Source organism: Bacillus sp. Au-Bac7, assembly GCF_021341655.1.
In the GTDB taxonomy this organism is placed as follows: Bacteria; Bacillota; Bacilli; order Bacillales; family Cytobacillaceae; genus Niallia.
Genome location: NZ_JAJTTG010000011.1, coordinates 48369 through 66793, shown reverse-complemented (window position 1 = coordinate 66793; position 18425 = coordinate 48369). Strand labels below are relative to the sequence as shown.

General features: G+C 39.0%; 20 protein-coding genes. 11 read left to right on the top strand and 9 right to left on the bottom strand.

The window, feature by feature from the left end:
* Positions 1–4 precede the first annotated feature (4 nt).
* A complete protein-coding gene (locus tag LXM54_RS21840) occupies positions 5–373 on the top strand; it encodes a response regulator transcription factor (protein WP_233317356.1) in 369 nt (122 codons plus the stop codon).
* On the top strand, positions 363–3224 hold the full coding sequence (locus LXM54_RS21835) for an ATP-binding protein (protein WP_267913460.1): 2862 nt from the start codon (positions 363–365) through the stop codon (positions 3222–3224). The genes LXM54_RS21840 and LXM54_RS21835 overlap by 11 nt, the downstream gene beginning before the upstream one ends.
* Before the next feature lie 47 nt (positions 3225–3271).
* On the opposite strand, the gene LXM54_RS21830 is transcribed toward LXM54_RS21835, so the two are convergent.
* Positions 3272–3844 carry a YitT family protein gene (locus LXM54_RS21830; protein ID WP_233317355.1) on the bottom strand — a complete coding sequence of 191 codons (573 nt, stop codon included), beginning with the start codon at positions 3842–3844 and terminating at the stop codon, positions 3272–3274.
* Between the two features lie 170 nt (positions 3845–4014).
* Between LXM54_RS21830 and LXM54_RS21825 the strand changes: the two genes are divergently transcribed.
* Positions 4015–4986 carry a LacI family DNA-binding transcriptional regulator gene (locus tag LXM54_RS21825; RefSeq protein WP_233317354.1) on the top strand — a complete coding sequence of 324 codons (972 nt, stop codon included), beginning with the start codon at positions 4015–4017 and terminating at the stop codon, positions 4984–4986.
* Positions 4987–5014: 28 nt separating this feature from the next.
* On the opposite strand, the gene LXM54_RS21820 is transcribed toward LXM54_RS21825, so the two are convergent.
* Entirely contained in the window at positions 5015–6013 is a 999-nt protein-coding gene (locus LXM54_RS21820) for an inorganic phosphate transporter (protein WP_233317353.1), read from the bottom strand.
* A gap of 15 nt (positions 6014–6028) precedes the next feature.
* On the bottom strand, positions 6029–6646 hold the full coding sequence (locus tag LXM54_RS21815; RefSeq protein WP_233317352.1) for a DUF47 domain-containing protein: 618 nt from the start codon (positions 6644–6646) through the stop codon (positions 6029–6031).
* Between the two features lie 281 nt (positions 6647–6927).
* On the opposite strand from LXM54_RS21815, the gene LXM54_RS21810 reads away from it, so the two are divergent.
* The 4 genes from LXM54_RS21810 (at position 6928) to LXM54_RS21795 (ending at position 9644) form a co-directional block, all read left to right on the top strand.
* Entirely contained in the window at positions 6928–7434 is a 507-nt protein-coding gene (locus tag LXM54_RS21810) for a GNAT family N-acetyltransferase (RefSeq protein WP_233317351.1), read from the top strand.
* Between the two features lie 7 nt (positions 7435–7441).
* Positions 7442–8284 (top strand): SDR family oxidoreductase, encoded by an 843-nt coding sequence (locus LXM54_RS21805; RefSeq protein ID WP_396953794.1) that lies wholly within the window; start codon positions 7442–7444, stop codon positions 8282–8284.
* 82 nt (positions 8285–8366) lie between these two features.
* A complete protein-coding gene (locus LXM54_RS21800; protein ID WP_233317349.1) occupies positions 8367–9191 on the top strand; it encodes an aldo/keto reductase in 825 nt (274 codons plus the stop codon).
* Positions 9192–9389: 198 nt separating this feature from the next.
* Entirely contained in the window at positions 9390–9644 is a 255-nt protein-coding gene (locus LXM54_RS21795; protein WP_233317348.1) for a GlsB/YeaQ/YmgE family stress response membrane protein, read from the top strand.
* Positions 9645–9692: 48 nt separating this feature from the next.
* Here LXM54_RS21795 and LXM54_RS21790 read toward each other — a convergent pair whose 3' ends face one another.
* Positions 9693–10619, bottom strand: a complete 927-nt coding sequence (locus tag LXM54_RS21790; protein WP_233317347.1) for an RluA family pseudouridine synthase — start codon at positions 10617–10619, stop codon at positions 9693–9695.
* Between the two features lie 155 nt (positions 10620–10774).
* Here LXM54_RS21790 and LXM54_RS21785 point away from each other — a divergent pair, with 155 nt between their 5' ends.
* Positions 10775–11161 (top strand): DUF5365 family protein, encoded by a 387-nt coding sequence (locus LXM54_RS21785; RefSeq protein ID WP_233317346.1) that lies wholly within the window; start codon positions 10775–10777, stop codon positions 11159–11161.
* Positions 11162–11287: 126 nt separating this feature from the next.
* Complete coding sequence (locus tag LXM54_RS21780; protein ID WP_233317345.1) at positions 11288–12835, top strand: bifunctional GNAT family N-acetyltransferase/carbon-nitrogen hydrolase family protein; 1548 nt, start codon at positions 11288–11290, stop codon at positions 12833–12835.
* Positions 12836–12889: 54 nt separating this feature from the next.
* On the opposite strand, the gene LXM54_RS21775 is transcribed toward LXM54_RS21780, so the two are convergent.
* Positions 12890–13135, bottom strand: a complete 246-nt coding sequence (locus LXM54_RS21775; RefSeq protein WP_233317344.1) for a YhdB family protein — start codon at positions 13133–13135, stop codon at positions 12890–12892.
* 175 nt (positions 13136–13310) lie between these two features.
* On the opposite strand from LXM54_RS21775, the gene LXM54_RS21770 reads away from it, so the two are divergent.
* Both LXM54_RS21770 and LXM54_RS21765 read left to right on the top strand, forming a co-directional pair.
* Positions 13311–14303: a M14 family zinc carboxypeptidase gene (locus LXM54_RS21770; protein WP_233317343.1), complete on the top strand. Its 993-nt coding sequence runs from the start codon at positions 13311–13313 to the stop codon at positions 14301–14303.
* Between the two features lie 28 nt (positions 14304–14331).
* Positions 14332–14661 carry a DUF3889 domain-containing protein gene (locus LXM54_RS21765; protein WP_233317342.1) on the top strand — a complete coding sequence of 110 codons (330 nt, stop codon included), beginning with the start codon at positions 14332–14334 and terminating at the stop codon, positions 14659–14661.
* 29 nt (positions 14662–14690) lie between these two features.
* On the opposite strand, the gene LXM54_RS21760 is transcribed toward LXM54_RS21765, so the two are convergent.
* The 4 genes from LXM54_RS21760 to LXM54_RS21745 all read right to left on the bottom strand — a co-directional run bounded on the left by LXM54_RS21760 (position 14691) and on the right by LXM54_RS21745 (position 18400).
* Positions 14691–15671, bottom strand: coding sequence for an ABC transporter permease subunit (locus LXM54_RS21760; protein ID WP_233317341.1), 981 nt, complete (start codon positions 15669–15671; stop codon positions 14691–14693).
* A complete protein-coding gene (locus LXM54_RS21755) occupies positions 15664–16575 on the bottom strand; it encodes an ABC transporter ATP-binding protein (RefSeq protein ID WP_233317340.1) in 912 nt (303 codons plus the stop codon). Before LXM54_RS21755 ends, LXM54_RS21760 begins: the two co-directional genes overlap by 8 nt.
* Positions 16568–17359, bottom strand: a complete 792-nt coding sequence (locus LXM54_RS21750) for an SGNH/GDSL hydrolase family protein (protein ID WP_233317339.1) — start codon at positions 17357–17359, stop codon at positions 16568–16570. The genes LXM54_RS21755 and LXM54_RS21750 overlap by 8 nt, the downstream gene beginning before the upstream one ends.
* A gap of 171 nt (positions 17360–17530) precedes the next feature.
* Entirely contained in the window at positions 17531–18400 is an 870-nt protein-coding gene (locus LXM54_RS21745) for a YitT family protein (RefSeq protein ID WP_396953795.1), read from the bottom strand.
* Between the last annotated feature and the right edge of the window lie 25 nt (positions 18401–18425).

Below are 18425 nucleotides of genomic sequence, written 5' to 3'. Positions count from 1 at the left end.
AAATATGAAAAGAATATTATTAGCTGAAGATGAAGATGTATTGAGAATGCTGATAGTAGATACACTGGAAGATGAAGATTACGTGGTCGATGAAGCACCAGATGGAGAAGAGGCTCTCCAGCTTATCGCAAAAAATGACTATGATCTGTTAATACTTGATTATATGATGCCGATTATGACAGGGCTGGAAGTAATCCAAAAGGTTAGAGCGGACGAAGAGAAGAAGCATCTGAAAATAATGATGCTGTCAGCAAAAAACCAGACAAATGAACAAAACCATATATTAGAAGCTGGAGCAGATTACTTTATGGCAAAGCCTTTCAGTCCGCTCGCACTATTAGACAAAGTAGGGGATATTCTTGATGAAGATTAATTCCTATATAAGAAAAAGCATATCAAGGCAATTTATGGCCTTAATATGCTTTTTCATTCTACTGTTTATTATTGGAGGGCTTGTGCTGGTTTATTGGCAAAACTCTGTAAACAATGAGTATGTAAGTAACCGAGAAGAGCTTGTTGAAAAACAAGCGTTAGTCAGACAGCTAGAAACAAGGCTCAATGATGCAATGTTTAATGTGAGAGGATATTTCGCTTACAATAACACAGCCTTAAAAGAATCGGCAGAAAGTCAGCAGGCTGAGATCGAAAAGCTGATAGAACAGTTTGACCAAAGGCTTGAAACAGAAGAAGACACACTCTTTTCAACAGAGCTGGCGTCGTTTTATCGGTTTTATTTTGATGAAACAATGCCAGAAGCAATAGCTTACTTTGAAAGCGGAGATAGAGAGGAAGTTGCTGCTATTGCCAATAATGGTGCGACTGAAAGGGTTAATTCTTTTCAAGGAGAAATGGCTGATTACCTACAGTCTGTTTCGAACTCGCTGAGCGGTGAGGTAAGCAAGCTGACTACTCATATCGCCATCCTGCAAGTCGGTTTTCTAATTTATATCATTCTAGTTCTTATCGCAGTATTGCTTATCGGCAGAGTGATGGTCAAGAGGATTGGGAAACCATTGACTGATTTTGCAGTTGCAGCCAATGAAGTGGCAAAGGGAAATGAAGCAGAAATTAAGCATGATAAGAAAAGGCAAGATGAGCTGGCTACATTATCTGTTGCCTTTGAGCGGATGTATGTGAGCATACAAGAGAAAGAGCAAGATTTGCTTGCACAGAACGAAGAGCTCGTTGCACAGCAAGATGAACTGCAGGCACAGCAGTTTGAATTAGAAAAAATGCTTGAGACTGTACAATCCAATGAAGATGCTTTATTGCGCAGAAACAAGCTTATTAACGGCCTGTCGAGCTCTCTTGATAAGCAGGAGGTGCTGGAGAGCATCATCATAAATATGTGTGATGTTATTAAGGCAGACAGGGGTATTATCGTAGAAGCAGACAGTGGAGATTTTGCTGCATTTGGCATATCAAATGAAGGAGCAGAGCAATTTAAGAACCATCTTCATATAGGGATGTATCATCGTCTGGAAAAGGAAAAGCTTAGCTTTACAATCATCAGAGATTTAGATGTGTCAGAAAAAGGCTATCATCTTGAAAAAGGCAGGGTGCATGATCTTTATATCCCAATCTTGTCTGCTGCCGGCAGTATTACAGCAATCATGATGCTAAGCAGGTTTGCTTGCGGCTTTACAGAGCTGGAAATGGATGAATTCAGCACATTAGCTAAACAGATTGGGATATCATTGGATAAGATTCACTTATTCGAACAAACAGAGAAAGACAGATTGCTAAACACAGATATTTTAAATAATGTTCAAGAAGGAATTCAATTAATAAGTCCAAATGGCGATATTATCCATGCTAACAGCAAGTTCTATGAGATCATGACAGGCAAGGGAATGCTTGATATATTTGTCGGCCAAAAGTGGCAGGAATGGACAGGGCAGCTGAAGGAAAAATTAGAGGAAACAGACGATCTGATTGCTTATATTAGTAAGTCTATGAGAGATTCTTCTGCAGAGTCATTCACCTATAAATTGAAGGAAGATAAGATAGTTAAGGTTTATAGTGAACATTTATACAGAGGCGATGAGAAATTCGGGACTGTTCTCGTATACAGAGATATTACAATGGAATATGAAGTAGACAAGATGAAGTCTGAATTTGTAAGTACGGTCAGTCATGAGCTGCGCACACCTCTTGCGAGCATTTTAGGTTTTACAGAGCTCATTATTAATCGTGATTTGAAACCAGAGCGTCAGAAGAAGTATTTGAACACAATATACGGAGAAGCGAAAAGATTAACAGCATTGATTAATGACTTCCTTGATGTACAGCGCATGGAAGCAGGCAAGCAGACATATGAGAAAAAATATATTGAAGTGCTGCCAATCATGGAAAGAGTTGTGGAAAACCAAGCGGTCAATGCAACTAAACACCATATAACAATTCATAATACGGAAAAGAATTCGTTCATACTAGGAGACCGGTCTAAAATCGAGCAGGCTTTCACTAATATTGTGAGCAATGCCATTAAATATTCTCCTGAAGGCGGAACTATTGATATCAGCCTCTATCAGGAAGATGGCATGCTGAAAGTAGCTGTGAAAGACCAAGGGTTAGGAATACCAGAGTCAGCCCGTGATAAGCTGTTTACAAAGTTCTACCGTATTGATAATTCGGACCGCCGCAAAATTGGCGGAACTGGATTAGGTCTTGCGATTGTAAAGGAAATCATGCTAGCACATCAAGGAGATATCACAATAGACTCAGAATATGGAAAAGGCAGCACCTTCACAATGAGCTTTCCGATTGTGGAATGGAATATGGAAACTTCGGAGAAGGACGCAGTCGCAGATGAAAAGGTCCGTTATAAAGTTATGGTCGTAGAAGATGATTACAGCTTGGCTGAGCTGATTATTCAGGAATTGCAGGAAAGCGGCTTCCAAGTTTATTATTCCAAAAATGGAATGGATGGAATTAAGAAAATGGAGGAAGTACAGCCAGATGCGCTCGTTCTAGACATAATGCTGGAAGACAGCAGGATGGACGGATGGGATATCATGAAAGCAATGAAAGATTCTGAGTATCTGAAAAACATTCCAATTGTCGTTTCTACTGCCTTGGATGAGAAGGAAAAGGGCATTGCATTAGGCGCAATTGATTACTTGGTGAAACCTTATCCGCCAAGTCAGCTTTCCCGGGCTATTATGCAAACATTGCTCAAAATGGGCAAGATTGGGCAAGTGCTTATCCCGGAAGAACAATAAAGTTTTAAAAGAAGCCTGCACATATGTGTGCAGGTTTCTTTCCATGCTTAAACAGTTTTCACTTTCTTAGTTAGCAAACTAGTAAATAGGGCCACAGAGATAATTGTTAAAAACGAAGCGGCTAAAATAGGAAGACCGACGATTCTTAATCCACCTAATAAAACAAGACCATCAATAATAAAGATGATAATGCCGACAGGGAATTTAAAAATACTAGACAGCATTTGGGCAAGCATGTCTGTTCCGCCTGTACTTGTATCGAAGCGAAGCATAATGCCAATACCCACTCCAATGATACTGCCGCCAATCACAGAACTGACTAAAATATTGGTGGAAAATGTGTCGCGCATAAAGGAACAAACGTCAATCATTCCAGAGGAGATGAGAAAACCCAATAAACCGTAGGCGATATATTGCTTATTATAAAACCAAATAATGATATAAATCGGGATGCTGATAAGTATCATAGATAAGCCTGTCGGGATATCATAATGATAATGTAAGATGAGGCCAATGCCAATAAGACCCCCATCAAGAAGATGATGAGGGACTAAAAAGCCGTTAACACCAATCCCGATAAGAAGGCTGCCGATTAATATGGCGCTGATTTTTTCTGTCATTTGAAAATCACCCTAACTGCGTTCATACTATTAATAAAATATATGGACGAGTTGTCTGAAATAGAAGGGGAACTTCTGAAACACATTAAAATCCCCATTGAAAATTTCAGCTAGCCTTGGTATTTTATAGGTGACCGTTTAGATCAAATTGTATGGGAGTAAGAGAACGAATGGGAAATATAAAAAAAATCGCAGAATTATCAGGAGTGTCTGTTACAACCGTATCAAGAGTATTAAATAATCATCCTTATGTTAAAGAAGAAAAAAGAAAAGCAGTTTTAGAGACAATTGATAAATTAAATTACAGCCAAAACTTGAATGCTGTTCACCTGTCGCGAGGAAAAACAAGCATGATAGGTGTAATGGTGCCATATATTACTGTTCCATACTATGGAAGCCTGCTTGACGGTATCGGGGAAGAGGCGCTGAAAAATAACTATAGCATCAATTTATTTCAGACGAACTATGATGTGAACAAAGAAAAGGAAGCGCTTGAAAAACTAAAAAGCAAACAAGTGGACGGGATGATTATCGGCTCCCACACTGCTAATATGGACATTCTCCGCAAATATGCAAGTGACCATCCGATAATAGTCTGTGAAAAGGTAACAGAGGAAAATATCGCTGCAGTCTATATCGACCATTACAGTGCATTCAGGCAAGGTTTAGACTTTTTGCATAGCAATGGATACAAGCACATAGGCTACTGTGTCAACAGGGCGACAAGCGCCAACAGCAGGCTGAGGGAAAAAGCCTTTTATGAAGGCTTGCAGAAGTTAGGTTTGGCTGCAGAGAAGGAATGGGTATTTGACAGCTGTCTGTCAATTGAAGATGGAAAAAGAGTCGTTAAAAAACTGTTGGAATTAAAGGATAGACCGGATGCTTTGCTTGTATCGAGCGACCAAGTAGCAGCAGGCATAATGACAGAAGCAAGAAAGCAGCAGATGAACATTCCAGAGGATTTGGCATTATTAAGCTATGATAACCATCCAATATCTGAAGCCCTCGAGCTTACGACAATGGATTTGCCTATTGTCGAAATGGGCAGGCGTTCCTTTCAGCTTTTTCAGCAGCTGCAAGACAAGAAACAGGAAATGCCAATTGAACTGAAGGCCAAGCTTGTCGTTCGTTCAACTGTATAGAAAAAGAGGTCCATATCGGACCTCTTTTTTATAGGAACAGATTCAAAACATAATAACATAATGCTGCAACAGTTGCGGAAATCGGAAGAGTGATTACCCAAGTGATCAGCATTCTTTGAGCTGTACCCCATTTTACCCCTTTAAGACGGTGTGATGCACCTACCCCAAGAATAGAAGAGGAGATAACATGTGTTGTGCTGACTGGCAGGTGGATGTATGTCGCTCCAAAGATGATCATCGCACCAGTAATGTCTGCTGCAACCCCGTTTACAGGACGGATTTTCATAATGTTTCCGCCGACAGTTTTGATGATTCTCCATCCGCCGACAGATGTTCCTAGACCCATTGCTGCCGCACAGGCGAATTGAACCCAATGTGGGATATCGCTTGTTGTTAAATAGCCGTTAGCAATAAGAGCCATTGTGATGATACCCATTGCTTTTTGGGCATCGTTCGTACCATGTGTATATGATTGCAATGCCGCAGTGAAGATTTGGAAAATCCTAAATCTGCGGTTCGTTTTTGTTAAGTTAAGATCCTTAAAGAAGATCTTGAATAATGTATAGACGATATAACCCATTACAAAAGCGATAATTGGCGAAAGAATCAGGGCTTGAATAATTTTCATAAATCCATTATAGTTAAGGGCTTCAAAGCCAGATGCGGCAATCGCTGCACCAGCGATGGAACCGATAATTGCATGGGAGGAACTGCTTGGTATTCCGAAGTACCATGTCAATAGATTCCAGAAAATCGCAGCGATTAAAGCTGCCAATATTACAGTCGAACCATTTTCTAATTGGAAAGGATCTACAATATCCTTCGTGATAGTCTTTGCTACACCAGTGAATGTCATCGCACCAACGAAGTTCATTATTGCCGCCATGATGATGGCATGCTTTGGCTTTAACGCTTTTGTCGATACAGAAGTCGCAATTGCGTTTGCCGTATCATGGAAGCCATTGATAAAATCAAAAGCCAATGCAAAAAAGACAATCAAAATTGTTATAAATAAAATCATATCCATTTTTGTTAGGACTCCTTACGCATTCTTCATAATGATGCTTTCAAGTGTGTTGGCAACATTTTGGCAGTAGTCAGCAATGTCTTCTAAGTTTTCGTAGATTTCTTTGTATTGAATGATGCGAATTGGATCTTTTTCTACTGAGAACAAATGCTTAATTGATTGGCGAAGGATGCCGTCACATTTTGATTCTGTATCTTTAATACGAATTGCATATTCTCTGATTTTTGGAAGTTTTTTCGTTGATAGAAGTTCAACTGATTTTTGAATTTCTACTCCACAGCTTTTAATTGCTTCAACAAAACGAATCATGAATTCGTCAGCTGTTGTGATATTGTACATCTCAAACAAAGCAGCACAATGCTCAAGTCCGTCAAGAACATCATCCATGCTCATAGAAAGTGCAAGAATATCTTCCCTTTCAATAGGAGTGATGAAAGCTTTATTTAACTCAGTAATTACATCATGGATGTATGTATCACCTTTTGTTTCAATTTCTTTCATGGTTTCGGAAAACGTTTTTAAGTCGCTTACGTTAGTGATTTTGTAATCTGCGAAATAGTCAGCGCCTTCCTTTAAGTTCGTTGCAATATTATTTAAAAGTACAGCGAATTTATCTTGTTTTTTGAAAACCATAATTGTTACCCCCGATTTAATTTAGACCCCAAAATAGTCAAGCCTTACATAGTTTATAGGAAAATTGTCGAATCTTAAAGTATTTAGACGAAAAATTTACAAAAACTTAATAATTGGTTTACAAAAAATATAAATTGGAACCTTATGTTATTTACATTCTTTATACTGTATTTACAAATCTTTTCTTTGTTTTACTGTTATTGTTAAACATTAAGCTTGTCACAATACCTCTGATATCGAATAGAATATATGATTTAATATTTGCCATTGGAGTGAGTGATATGTTGGAAAATGATATGATATTTATTAGGAAAACAACTGAAGAGGATTTACCGTATATTTTGAGAACAGAAAGTGATTCGGAAAACTCTCCGTTTATCCAGCAATGGACAGTCGATGAGCATATAGATGCAATCGTGCAGGATCAAAACCTTCTTCATTTAACTGTTATTAGTAAAGATTTAGAAGTGCCTGTCGGTTATTTATTAGTCAATGGCTTACTAAACGAAAACAACAGCATAGAATTGAAAAGAACCGCTTTTTCTCATAAAGGGAGAGGTTATGGAAGACAAATGCTGCTGTTAATTAAAAGTTGGGCATTTACTCAGCAAAATGCGAACAGACTGTGGCTTGATGTGGTGGAACATAACAAAAGGGCCAAGGATTTATATAAATCAGCAGGATTTCACGTAGAGGGGCTGCAGCGGGAAGCCGTCAAAATTATGGGGCGGTATGAGTCCATTTATTTAATGTCTATTTTGAAGGAAGAATATGATAACGGCTTATAAGGGGGATATAATGGCAAAGACAGTTCTAGTAACAGGAGCGAGCAGCGGTTTCGGATTCATCACAGCATTAGAGTTTGCTAAAGAGGGTTATGAAGTCATTGCAGCAGTTCGTAATAGGCAAAAAGGGGCCAAGCTAATAGAAGTAGCGAAGAAATTGGAGGTGCATGAACGAATTGCCTTGGAAATACTTGATGTTACGTGCACAGAATCCATTACAGCATTGAAAGAAAAGGTCGAAGCACAGGGGAAGCTTGATATTCTTGTTAATAATGCTGGTTTTGCAGGGGCAGGCTTCGCAGAGGAAATTTCGCTGCAAGAGTACAAGGAACAAATGGAAACAAACTTTTTTGGTGCTATTGCTGTAACGCAAGCTTTTCTTCCAATGATGAGAAGCAACAGATACGGTAAAATAATCATGATGAGCAGCATAAGCGGCAAAATTGGTTTCCCTGGCTTAAGTCCGTATGTATCCTCAAAGTTTGCCCTGGAAGGCTGGAGTGAGTCGCTTAGACTAGAACTCCTTCCTTTTTCGATATATGTCACATTAGTAGAGCCTGGTTCTTATAAAACAAATATTTGGACTGAGGGGAAAAAAATTACAGAAAAATCGCAGCTCGCAAGCTCCCCGTACGCCAGTCAGCTGGAAAGTGTTGAGGCTTATTTAAAACAGGGAGAACATAAGTATGGAGATCCACTGGAGGTTGCCCGTAAAATCGTTGTGATAGCAGAAACGAAAAAGCCGAAGCTGAGGTATCGTCTTGGAAAAGGTGTGGGAATGACTATCTTCCTAAAAGAGCATCTGCCTTGGAAATGGTGGGAAAAAACAGTTCTATATATGTTGCGAAAATAATACATATAGGTAGTAACTAACTTAATGCAGCAATCATAATTGCTGCAACCATTTTTATGTCTTCATTCTTTTGGAGGTGTCTATGAATATCCATCATAATTTGAAACTGCATAATGGGATAGAAATGCCTCTTATCGGTCTTGGCACTTATAATCTTGGAGGTGGCAGGCCGACAGTGGAAACGGTCAAGGCAGCACTTGATCTTGGGTTTCGGTCAATTGACACTGCTTCCTTCTATAATAATGAACTAGAGGTTGGTGAAGGAATAAAAGAAAGCGCTGTCTTTAGGAAGGACGTTTTTGTAACAACGAAGCTCTGGAATGATGAGCAGGGTTATGATGCTGCGTTAAGAGCTTTTGAAGCTAGTTTGCGAAGACTGGATATGGACTATGTAGATTTATATTTAATACATTGGCCTGGCAAGGATAAATATATCGAGACTTGGAAAGCCTTTGAGCGTTTGTATGGAGAAGGGGTTGTTAAGGCGATTGGCGTCAGTAATTTTCAAGAACATCATCTAAGCAAACTTTTGTCCACCTGTAATGAAAAGCCGGCTGTAAATCAAATAGAATTGCATCCCCGCCTTACTCAGGAGAAATTAAGAGAATACTGCAAGAAGCTAAATATTAAAGTGGAAGCTTGGTCACCACTGGCCAACGGCAGGCTGCTGAACGAACCGACAATCAATTATATTGCCAAAAAACATGGCAGGACACCAGCGCAAATTATATTAAGATGGCATGTTCAAAATGACATCATTGTCATACCAAAAACATCCTCGATAAAGCGCCTTGCAGAAAACGGAAATATTTTTGATTTTCGCTTAAGCATGGAAGAAATGAATTTAATTGACAGCCTAAATATGAATGAACGAATTGGCCAAGATCCAGATAAAATGATTTTTTAATCTAAAGTATATAAGAAGGTGCAAGCTGTTTTGACGGCTTGCACCTTCTTGTTATACTGCTAGGTTTAAAAATAAAAACATGTGGTAAATATAGAGTACAAGCAGATAGCATAAAAGAATTACAAACAAGCTGCAGCTAATGTTACCTTGCTATCGCAATTTTTACTTAACAAAATGGAACTAAAAGGAGTGTTTAAGATGGGCTTTATTTGGTCTTTAATTATAGGTGGTATTATCGGTTGGCTTGCAGGGCTGATTGTCGGGAAGGATATTCCAGGAGGAATTATCGGTAACATTATCGCCGGATTTGTCGGTGCATGGTTAGGGTCATTAATTCTAGGAGATTGGGGTCCAACACTTGCTGACTTCGCTATCATTCCAAGTATCATTGGAGCAGTAATTCTAGTGTTTGTTTTAAGCTTTATTTTGAGAAAGATGCGCAAAACAGCGTAAATATAACTAAAAAACGGGATAAAGGCAGAGTGCCTTTATCCCGTTTTTTTATTCTCCGAGCAGCGTAAGTGCATTTTCAGGAAATACTGGCGGATCATCAAGGAAAGGAGCATATACTGTTAAGCTTTCCCCTGTAATCGGATGTGTCAGCTCAAGCCTTGCTGCATGCAAAGCCTGCCTGCTATACACAGGTGTTCCGCCGTACAGAATATCTCCTGCAAGAGGATGGCCGATGGAACTTAAGTGGACGCGGATTTGATGCGTTCTGCCAGTATCCAGACTGCAGGAAACTAATGATAAATCTTTTTCAGGAAAATAAGCAAGCTTTCTGTAGTTGGTGACAGCGGCTTGTCCATTTTCTGAGATCCTTCTTCTTGTAGCATGATGACGGTCTTTACCAATTGGCTTGTCAATCTTGCCTTTTTTTCCTTTAACATATCCGTGAACAAGAGCTAAATAGGTTCTTTTTATTTTCCGTTCCCGCAAAGCATAATCTAACATATTTCCAATTAGTTCATGCTTGGCAAATAATATACAGCCTGTTGTATTCCGATCTAGTCGATGAATATGTTTAAGCTGTCGTTCCTCTCCATTCATTAACAAATGAAATGCTGCCCCGTTTGTAAGGGAGGAAACATCTTCTAAGGAATTAGGATGGGTATCTATCTCTGCAGGTTTATTTATGATTAATAAGAAGTCATCTTCATACACAATGTTTAGCTCCATATAGGTAGGTTCTATATTAGCAGACTGCGAATCAAACATCTTAATGGATAACGTATCACCAGTAGTTAATGTTGTGAGCCAATTTGTGATTATTTTATTGTTCAGCATTACTTTTTTTTGCATCTTGAAAAGATGCACTTGTTTTTTAGATGCAAGCATTACCGTGCGGAATAAGTCCTCAAGAGACATATTCTTCCATTTAGCAGGTATAGCCAGCTGCATCCATTCTCCTTTTCTTTCGAAATGCATAATTAAACCTCCATTAGTGCTGGTTTTGGCAATTATTAATAATCTTGCATAACCCATCATATCATGGTTTTAATTACCACGGAAAACTGGATGTGGTCTATGTTATTCTATTGATAATACTTTATGTATATTTTTAAAGAGGGTGGTAAAATCCAATGAAGGTAGCTTATGCTTCAACACCTGCACAGGAAGAGCAAATAAACGAACTTATACAAACTTTTTATACGTCCATTTTCCCCGACTTTTTTTCTGACGATGAAATTAACAAGTTCTCACGTTTGAATGTACTGCGTTTAACACAAGAGCAAGCCTATATGCTTAGCACCCTAAAAAACTCCTACCAAGTTATAGCAGCATTGCAGACCATTATTTCTATCGTCGAGAATGCGGAAGAAAGTGACCAATATGATTCATTATTCGAAAAGAATGTCGAGATTTTAGATGAGTTCGAGTTATTTTTCCCTTTCCGTCTGGATAATTTCACAAAAAAAGATAAAAGCCTAAGTATTTATGTAGAGGCAGCCAATGAACATTTAATATAAAGATGCCGCAGGATAAGCCTGCGGCTCTTTTTTTTGCATATACATAATATTATGTTCATAACAAGATTATCTTACAGGGAAATAGGGAAATGTAGAATTAAAAAGTGGAAAAAGGGAGCAGCTTAAATGACAAAACTAGATTTATCCAAGTTTGAAAAGCGGTTGATTATCAGAAATACAGAATATAAAGATATAGACAAAATTATGCAGCTTCAGGCAGAGTGCTTTCCTGGCATGGAACCGTGGACGAAAGCCCAGCTAAAAAGCCATTTGGATTTATTTCAGGAGGGGCAATTTGTTGCTGAATATAATGGAGAAATTATTGGGTCATGTTCTAGCCTGATTATCAATTTTGATGAGTATGATGACAGACATACATGGGATGATGTTACAGACAAAGGGTACATAACGAATCATAATCCAGACGGCTATAATTTATATGGTATTGAAGTTATGGTTGATCCAAAGTATAGAAGAATGAAAATAGGTCATCGCCTCTATGAAGCGCGCAAAGAACTGGTACGCCGCCTAAATTTGAAAAGCATCATTATTGGAGGCAGAATCCCGAACTTTTATAAATATGAAAATGAAATGTCTGCGAGAGAGTATGTGGAAGAAGTTATCCATCACCGGATTTACGATCCTGTATTATCCTTCCAGCTGATTAACGGTTTTACGATGATGCGCATAAACCCTAATTATCTGCCGGATGATAAGCAGTCCAGCAAATATGCGACGTTAATGGAGTGGAATAATGTTGAATATTTGCCGCAGTCAAAGCGTTTTTTCAAAAGCAGTTATCCTGTCAGAATCTGTGTAGTTCAGTATATGATGCGGCAAATTGACAGCTTTGAGGACTTTGCTAACCAAGTTGAGTATTATACAGATGTTGCATCAGATGCCTCATCTGATTTTGTTGTATTTCCTGAAATTTTTACAACACAGCTTATGTCTTTCCTTGACGAGAAGATACCGATAAATGCTATCCGTAAAGTGACGCAATATACAGAGCAGTATATAGAGCTGTTCTCCAGTCTTGCGATCCGATACAATATTAACATTATCGGGGGCTCCCATTTTGTGCAAGAAGACGATGAAGAGATTTATAATATCTCGTATTTATTTAGACGAGATGGAAGCATTGAGAAGCAATATAAGCTTCATATTACTCCGAATGAGCAGAAATGGTGGGGAATCAGCCAAGGTGATCAAGTTCGTGTATTTGACACAGACTGTGGTAAAATTGCGATTCTGATTTGTTATGATATTGAGTTTCCGGAGCTTGCAAGGATTGCGACAGATATGGGCGCAAAAATCATCTTTACACCATTCTGTACAGAAGACCGCCAAGGATATTTACGTGTCCGCTATTGTGCTCAAGCAAGAGCTGTGGAAAACCAAATTTACACTGTTATCGCTGGGACTGTCGGTAATTTACCGCAGACCGAAAACATGGATATTCAATATGCCCAGTCTGCGATCTTTTCACCATCTGATTTTGAATTTGCAAGAGATGGAATTGTCGGTGAGACGAATTCAAATATTGAAATGGTCATGATTGGCGATGTAGATTTAGAAGTGCTTCGCCGTAAACGGCAAAATGGTACAGTAAGACATTTGAAGGACAGAAGAGACGATCTTTATGAAATTAATTATAAACATAAAAGATTTTAATGAAGTAAAAACCGCGGAACCCTAACCGCGGTTTTTTTTTGGTGGAATTCTTTTTTACATCATTGTTGTGTGAATGTCATATCCGCTTACATTGTCGTTGGCATGGTCAATGTAGCGGAGCAAAGAATATAAATGATTCTCGATTACAGTATAATCATGTTCGAAATTATAGGCGTGCAGGAAATGTTCAATTTTTTTTGAAAGAAAATGATCCTTAGTGCGCACCATTAATATTAAAAGATTATCCCATTCTGAACGATGGGTGTAGTACAGTGCACGATCATAATCGACTTTATTCAAGCTGTCCGCCTCCTTTTGTTTGAAGGAGATACTTATAGTATATAGCTGATCTGAACAAAATCTCATTCTAAAACTTGGCTATGTTGAATTATCAGGGTTTTCTTTTTTTACCTGTATAAAAAAGCTGAATAAAAATCTGTAATTGATAAAAAATAAAAGGGAAAAGGAGGGCAATATGAAGAAAATAACCATTTTTATGCTTTGCCTTGCACTTTTCCTTCCATCTTCAGCTAAAGTTTTAGGAAAGGAGCTAAGCAGGGAGGAGCAATACACATATGATGAATATCAGCGAGATATATGGAAAATGAAAAGCAGATACAAAAGGCAATTGGAAGTACATACAATTGGCTATTCAGAATATGGGAGAAAGCTGTACGGAATAAAAGTTGGAAAAGGTGAAAAATCCATTCTGATTAGCGGAGCGCATCATGGCAGAGAGTGGATCACTGCTCTTTTAATGATGAAAATGATTGAAAATCAAGTGCAGCAGGAGGATTTGTATAACCGTATGGGAGAGTATTCTATCTGGTTTGTGCCGATGCTCAATCCAGATGGTGTTACCATCCAGCAGGGAGACCTGCAGAAGTTTCCGCTGTTTTCACGTATTTCTTTAAAAAGGATGAATGAAGGATCGAAAGACTTCACCCGCTGGAAAAGCAATGGAAGAGGAATTGATTTAAACCGTCAATATCCGGCAGGCTGGGATGAGTTGAAGGGTGAAAGTCCGAAGCCTTCTTATAAGAATTATAAAGGCAAAAAACCGCTTGAAGCAAAGGAGGTTCAAGCGATCGTAAGCTTGACGGAAAAAATCAAGCCGACAATTGCTGTCGCTTATCATTCCTCTGGCCAAGAGATTTATTGGGAATACAACAATAAGGAAAACACAGAAAGAGACCGAGCTATTGCTGCAAAATTGGCAGAAACAACAGGCTATGACCTCGGCACTCCTGATGTGGACGCAATTGGCTCAGGTTATACAGACTGGTTTATCAGCACCTATCATTTGCCTGCATTCACCATTGAAATTTGTCCTTCTGTTGAAGAGACAAATCCGCCAATGGACACATTCGGTGAAGAATGGAAGCGGAATGTTCATGTTACGTCTGTTTTGCTCGAGGAAGCAAAACAATTGGAAAATGTACATAAAAAGAATCTAGACTACAGATAATAGGAAAAAAACCAAACGGAGGATTACTATGAAAAATCGGGCTTTTCCTATTTTAGTTGCTTCTATTCTTATTATGGGATTTTTGTTTCCGTCCCATAATATAGCAGTCCAGAAAGTGGATTATGAAAAGTATGGGAGCATTGCCATTGCTGTAGTCAAAGCAGATTATCCTGAACAAGCTGTTACAGACTATAAATACATGGGCCGAAAGAAAATATCGACAATGGAAGTGGAAGACAGCTTTCAGTTTATAGTGAAGGAAAATAGCAAAGAGAAAACAGTTCAAGTGACAATTAAACATGATATAAAGAATGATAAGTTTATTTCTTTAACGGTAAGCGAACCTGAGCAGCCATAAAAAAAATCTGGGGGGAACCCAGATTTTTTTTAATAGACATCCTTTTTTGTAAAAGTGAAAAAGGAAACAGCTAATGCCGCGATTCCCCAAACTGCCAATACTGTTAACGAAAACGGCAAGGACATGCCTTCAATAGGCGGGATATTTCCTTGCAAATAATCGGTTAGCCTCAAGTTCACCATAAATAAATATTTGGCAGCTTCCCATGATGATGCAATATTAGAGATGATGGTCCCAGAAATTAAAAAGGCAAGCATCACTCCCATGCCAGCAGCTGTACTCCTGACAAGAATAGACAGCATAAAGGAAAGGGTCCCGACAACAAGGGAGACAAACCAGGCTAAACCAAACACCATCAATATATACTGCCATTGAGGAACGAGATGGACTCCTGCAGTATTAAGCTCTCCAGCTTGGACCGTAAATCCAGTCAAGATTGGAGCAGTCCAGCCTACATAGCCAAAGAACAGTCCGCTGATAAGATAAGAAAATAAACCGAACATAAACAAGATGAACGAGATGGACAGCACCAATGTGATGTATTTGCTGAGCAATATTTTCCAGCGGCGGACCGGCCTTGTTAAGAGCAGCTTTATGGTGCCGATGCTCCTTTCAGATGAAACTAGGTCGGCTGCGACAATCATCACCATTAACGGCAGCAAAAGCTGCATAGAGTTATCAAGAAACACTCGCAGAAATGTTGGCGCCCCAGGCTCCTGCGGATTAATATCATGATCAAGATAATATTGGGATTGACTGATTCGGACTTTTAGCTGATTCCGCCATTCGTCAGAAATCCCGCTTGAGCCTATTCTGTTTTGAGTGTCGATAATGGATTGCTGCAAGGTTGTCCGCCAATCCACATCTCCTAATCGTTTCTTTAAGTTTTCCATTTCGCGAAACTGTGCATATGTGAACATAGCAATCATCACGGCAATAATTAAGGTAACAATATACAGCCTTTTGCTCTTAACAAGCTTAAGCATTTCGTTATAGACAAGATTACTCAATCGTGCCACCTCCTGTCAGTTCAAGGAAGAGATGCTCTAAAGAAGGAATTTGTCTATTCATTTCAATTATATTAACATTCGCCTCAAACAACATTTTGCTCCACTTGCTTGCCTCTTCTTCTAAAAAAGGCGTAATGACGTTTTCGCCGTCAATTTTGACAGAAGGAGAGACGCTCTTTAATAGATCAATACCAACATCCATAGGAGTAAAGCGCCAAATAATTCTTTCTTGTGCAGTAAGCAAGGATTGAACAGATTCTGTATGAATAATCTTGCCATTCAAGATGATTGAGACTCTGTCACAAAGCAGCTGGATTTCACTGAGGAGGTGGCTTGAAACTAAAACACTTAAGCCTTCCTTTTCCGCCAAAAAGCGGATAAATTGTCTCATTTCTCTTATGCCGGATGGATCTAAACCATTTGTCGGCTCATCAAGTATTAAAACTTTAGGTCTGCTTAAAAGTGCCTGCCCGATGCCAAGTCTCTGTCTCATCCCGAGTGAGTAGGTTTTTACCTTATCATGAATTCTGTCTTTCAAACCGACAAGCTCGATGATATCTTCAATCCGTTTATCATCAACCCCCTTTAACATGCGCGCAAAAAATTGCAGGTTTTCCCAGCCGGTTAAGTAAGGATATAGCTCTGGATTTTCTACAATGCAACCAAGCCTTTCCATTGCTTTAGAAAAATCCTTTTTAACATCATAGCCGCAAATTTGGATGGAACCAGAGGTTGGCTTAATCAAACCGACAAGCATTCGAATTGTTGTTGTTTTTCCGGCTCCGTTTGGTCCAAGAAAACCAAATACTTCTCCGCTTTTCAGTTCAAAGCTGATATCTTTAATAATCTTTCTTTTCCCAATCGTTTTCGTCAGGTTTTTAACTGCCAGTGTTGTTTCACTCATTTTCTTCTACCTCCCAGGAAATTAAGGAAGCGACTCTGTCTGCCATCAATTCGTATCCTTGTTTGTTCGGATGGAAATGGTCTGAATAAAGATAGGTTTGGACATTCTGCTGGAAAATATCATATGTAGGAACAAAGATTGTCTTCGCAAAAGCTGCACTCGTTTCCGCACTTTCATAATTCCAGTCCCGGACAATTTTAGAGGTAAGCTCACTATCTTCCAAATCACTGAAAGGATTATAGAGACCAATCAGGTAAATTGGTGTCTTCTCATTTGTCGCTCTAATTGTTGTCAAAATATCCTCTAAATTCTGATTATAGGTTGCGGATAATTTGGAAACAGTACCATCATCAAAATGGGATAGTGTTTCTCCACCCTGGAATAAATCATTTCCGCCTATCGTAATAAAAATGATGTCGGCATTTTTAATTTGCCGCTGTATTTCCTGCTGCTTGACCTGGGCCGAGAGCTCTGTAGAGGTTTGGCCTTTAATACCATAGTTTTTTAGTGTAATGTCTTCATCTGTTTTATCAGACAGCTTGTCTTTCAGATAGCCGATATAGCCTTTTCCTGCCTCATCGCCAGTTCCCCTTGTAAGAGAATCTCCTAGAGCTAAAAGCTGTACCCCTCCAGATGGTGCTGCTTCTGCAGGTTTATTGGATGTGTCTAATTCCTTCTTAGAGCCTTGGGCATAATCGACAAGCACCCAGCCGAGACCAAACATCCACATCAAACAGACGAGCAAAGAAAGCGAAGTAATATAGATGGTTGCCTTCTTTTTCAATATGTCTCCCCCTTTTTCTTTTTTAAGTTCTTATGTCATATTTTATCGATGCTTGTAAGCGGAAGCAAACAATAGCTAGTTTTAAGTGTTGACAAGTAAAAGATTAAATAGACGTTATCGATGTTAAAGCAAAAAAAGAGTCAGGCAAAAGCGCAAGACTCTATTTCTATGTTAATGAATGTCCTTTTTCTTAAAGCGTCCGCCTCGAACCTCTGCAATATTAGCTACTGCAAGGAAAGCAGTTGGGTCCAGCTCCTCTACAATCAGCTTCAGCTTCGCTTCTTCCAATCTGTTGATGACACAGAAGATGACTTTCTTATTATCTCCAGTATAGGCACCTTCACCTTTCAGATAAGTTACCCCCCGTCCTAATCTTGCGATAATTGTCTCACCAATCACTTCAGCATTGTCGCTGATAATCCAGGCTGACTTTGATTCATCGAGTCCAGCTATGACAATATCGATCACTTTAAAGGCAATAAAGTAAGCGATGATGGAATACATTGCACGATCCCAAGTGAAAACAAAACCTGCCGTAATAAAAATAAAAAAGTTAAAAAACATAATAATTTCTCCGACAGAAAAGGGAAGTTTCTTACTGAAAAGAAGTGCGAGTATTTCGGTGCCATCCAATGAGCCTCCGAAACGAAGAACGATGCCAACGCCAACACCAAGAATAATTCCGCCGAAAACAGTTGCAAGCAGTAAATCTTCTGTAAATACAGGTACATCATGAAGCAGAATGGTTGTTATGGAAAGAACCGTTATTCCTAATAATGTGGAAAGGGCGAATGTCTTCCCAATTTGTTTATAACCGATGTAAAAAAACGGAATATTCAAAAGGAAGATAAAGAAGCCTAGCTTAACGGATAGCAAGTGGGAAAGGATAATGGAAATACCGACAATTCCGCCATCAAGGATTTGATTAGGAACAAGAAATTCTTCAATGCCAATTCCCATCATGACACTTCCTAAGATAATAAAAAGTGCTCTTTTCAATAGAACGCTTTTAGGCAGCACTTTATGCTGCGGTTTTTCCATATTTATAGATGTTTCAAGCTGTGGT

Excerpts from the sequence above, each read along its gene's own strand:
- LXM54_RS21745 (WP_396953795.1), bottom strand. The coding sequence starts at position 18,400 with ATGGAAAAACCGCAGCATAAAGTGCTGCCTAAAAGCGTTCTATTGAAA.
- LXM54_RS21800 (WP_233317349.1), top strand. The coding sequence starts at position 8,367 with ATGAATATCCATCATAATTTGAAACTGCATAATGGGATAGAAATGCCT.
- LXM54_RS21770 (WP_233317343.1), top strand. The coding sequence starts at position 13,311 with ATGAAGAAAATAACCATTTTTATGCTTTGCCTTGCACTTTTCCTTCCA.
- LXM54_RS21820 (WP_233317353.1), bottom strand. The coding sequence starts at position 6,013 with ATGGATATGATTTTATTTATAACAATTTTGATTGTCTTTTTTGCATTG.
- LXM54_RS21755 (WP_233317340.1), bottom strand. The coding sequence starts at position 16,575 with ATGAGTGAAACAACACTGGCAGTTAAAAACCTGACGAAAACGATTGGG.
- LXM54_RS21780 (WP_233317345.1), top strand. The coding sequence starts at position 11,288 with ATGACAAAACTAGATTTATCCAAGTTTGAAAAGCGGTTGATTATCAGA.
- LXM54_RS21765 (WP_233317342.1), top strand. The coding sequence starts at position 14,332 with ATGAAAAATCGGGCTTTTCCTATTTTAGTTGCTTCTATTCTTATTATG.
- LXM54_RS21790 (WP_233317347.1), bottom strand. The coding sequence starts at position 10,619 with ATGCATTTCGAAAGAAAAGGAGAATGGATGCAGCTGGCTATACCTGCT.
- LXM54_RS21785 (WP_233317346.1), top strand. The coding sequence starts at position 10,775 with ATGAAGGTAGCTTATGCTTCAACACCTGCACAGGAAGAGCAAATAAAC.
- LXM54_RS21795 (WP_233317348.1), top strand. The coding sequence starts at position 9,390 with ATGGGCTTTATTTGGTCTTTAATTATAGGTGGTATTATCGGTTGGCTT.
- LXM54_RS21830 (WP_233317355.1), bottom strand. The coding sequence starts at position 3,844 with ATGACAGAAAAAATCAGCGCCATATTAATCGGCAGCCTTCTTATCGGG.
- LXM54_RS21825 (WP_233317354.1), top strand. The coding sequence starts at position 4,015 with ATGGGAAATATAAAAAAAATCGCAGAATTATCAGGAGTGTCTGTTACA.
- LXM54_RS21815 (WP_233317352.1), bottom strand. The coding sequence starts at position 6,646 with ATGGTTTTCAAAAAACAAGATAAATTCGCTGTACTTTTAAATAATATT.
- LXM54_RS21810 (WP_233317351.1), top strand. The coding sequence starts at position 6,928 with ATGTTGGAAAATGATATGATATTTATTAGGAAAACAACTGAAGAGGAT.
- LXM54_RS21835 (WP_267913460.1), top strand. The coding sequence starts at position 363 with ATGAAGATTAATTCCTATATAAGAAAAAGCATATCAAGGCAATTTATG.
- LXM54_RS21840 (WP_233317356.1), top strand. The coding sequence starts at position 5 with ATGAAAAGAATATTATTAGCTGAAGATGAAGATGTATTGAGAATGCTG.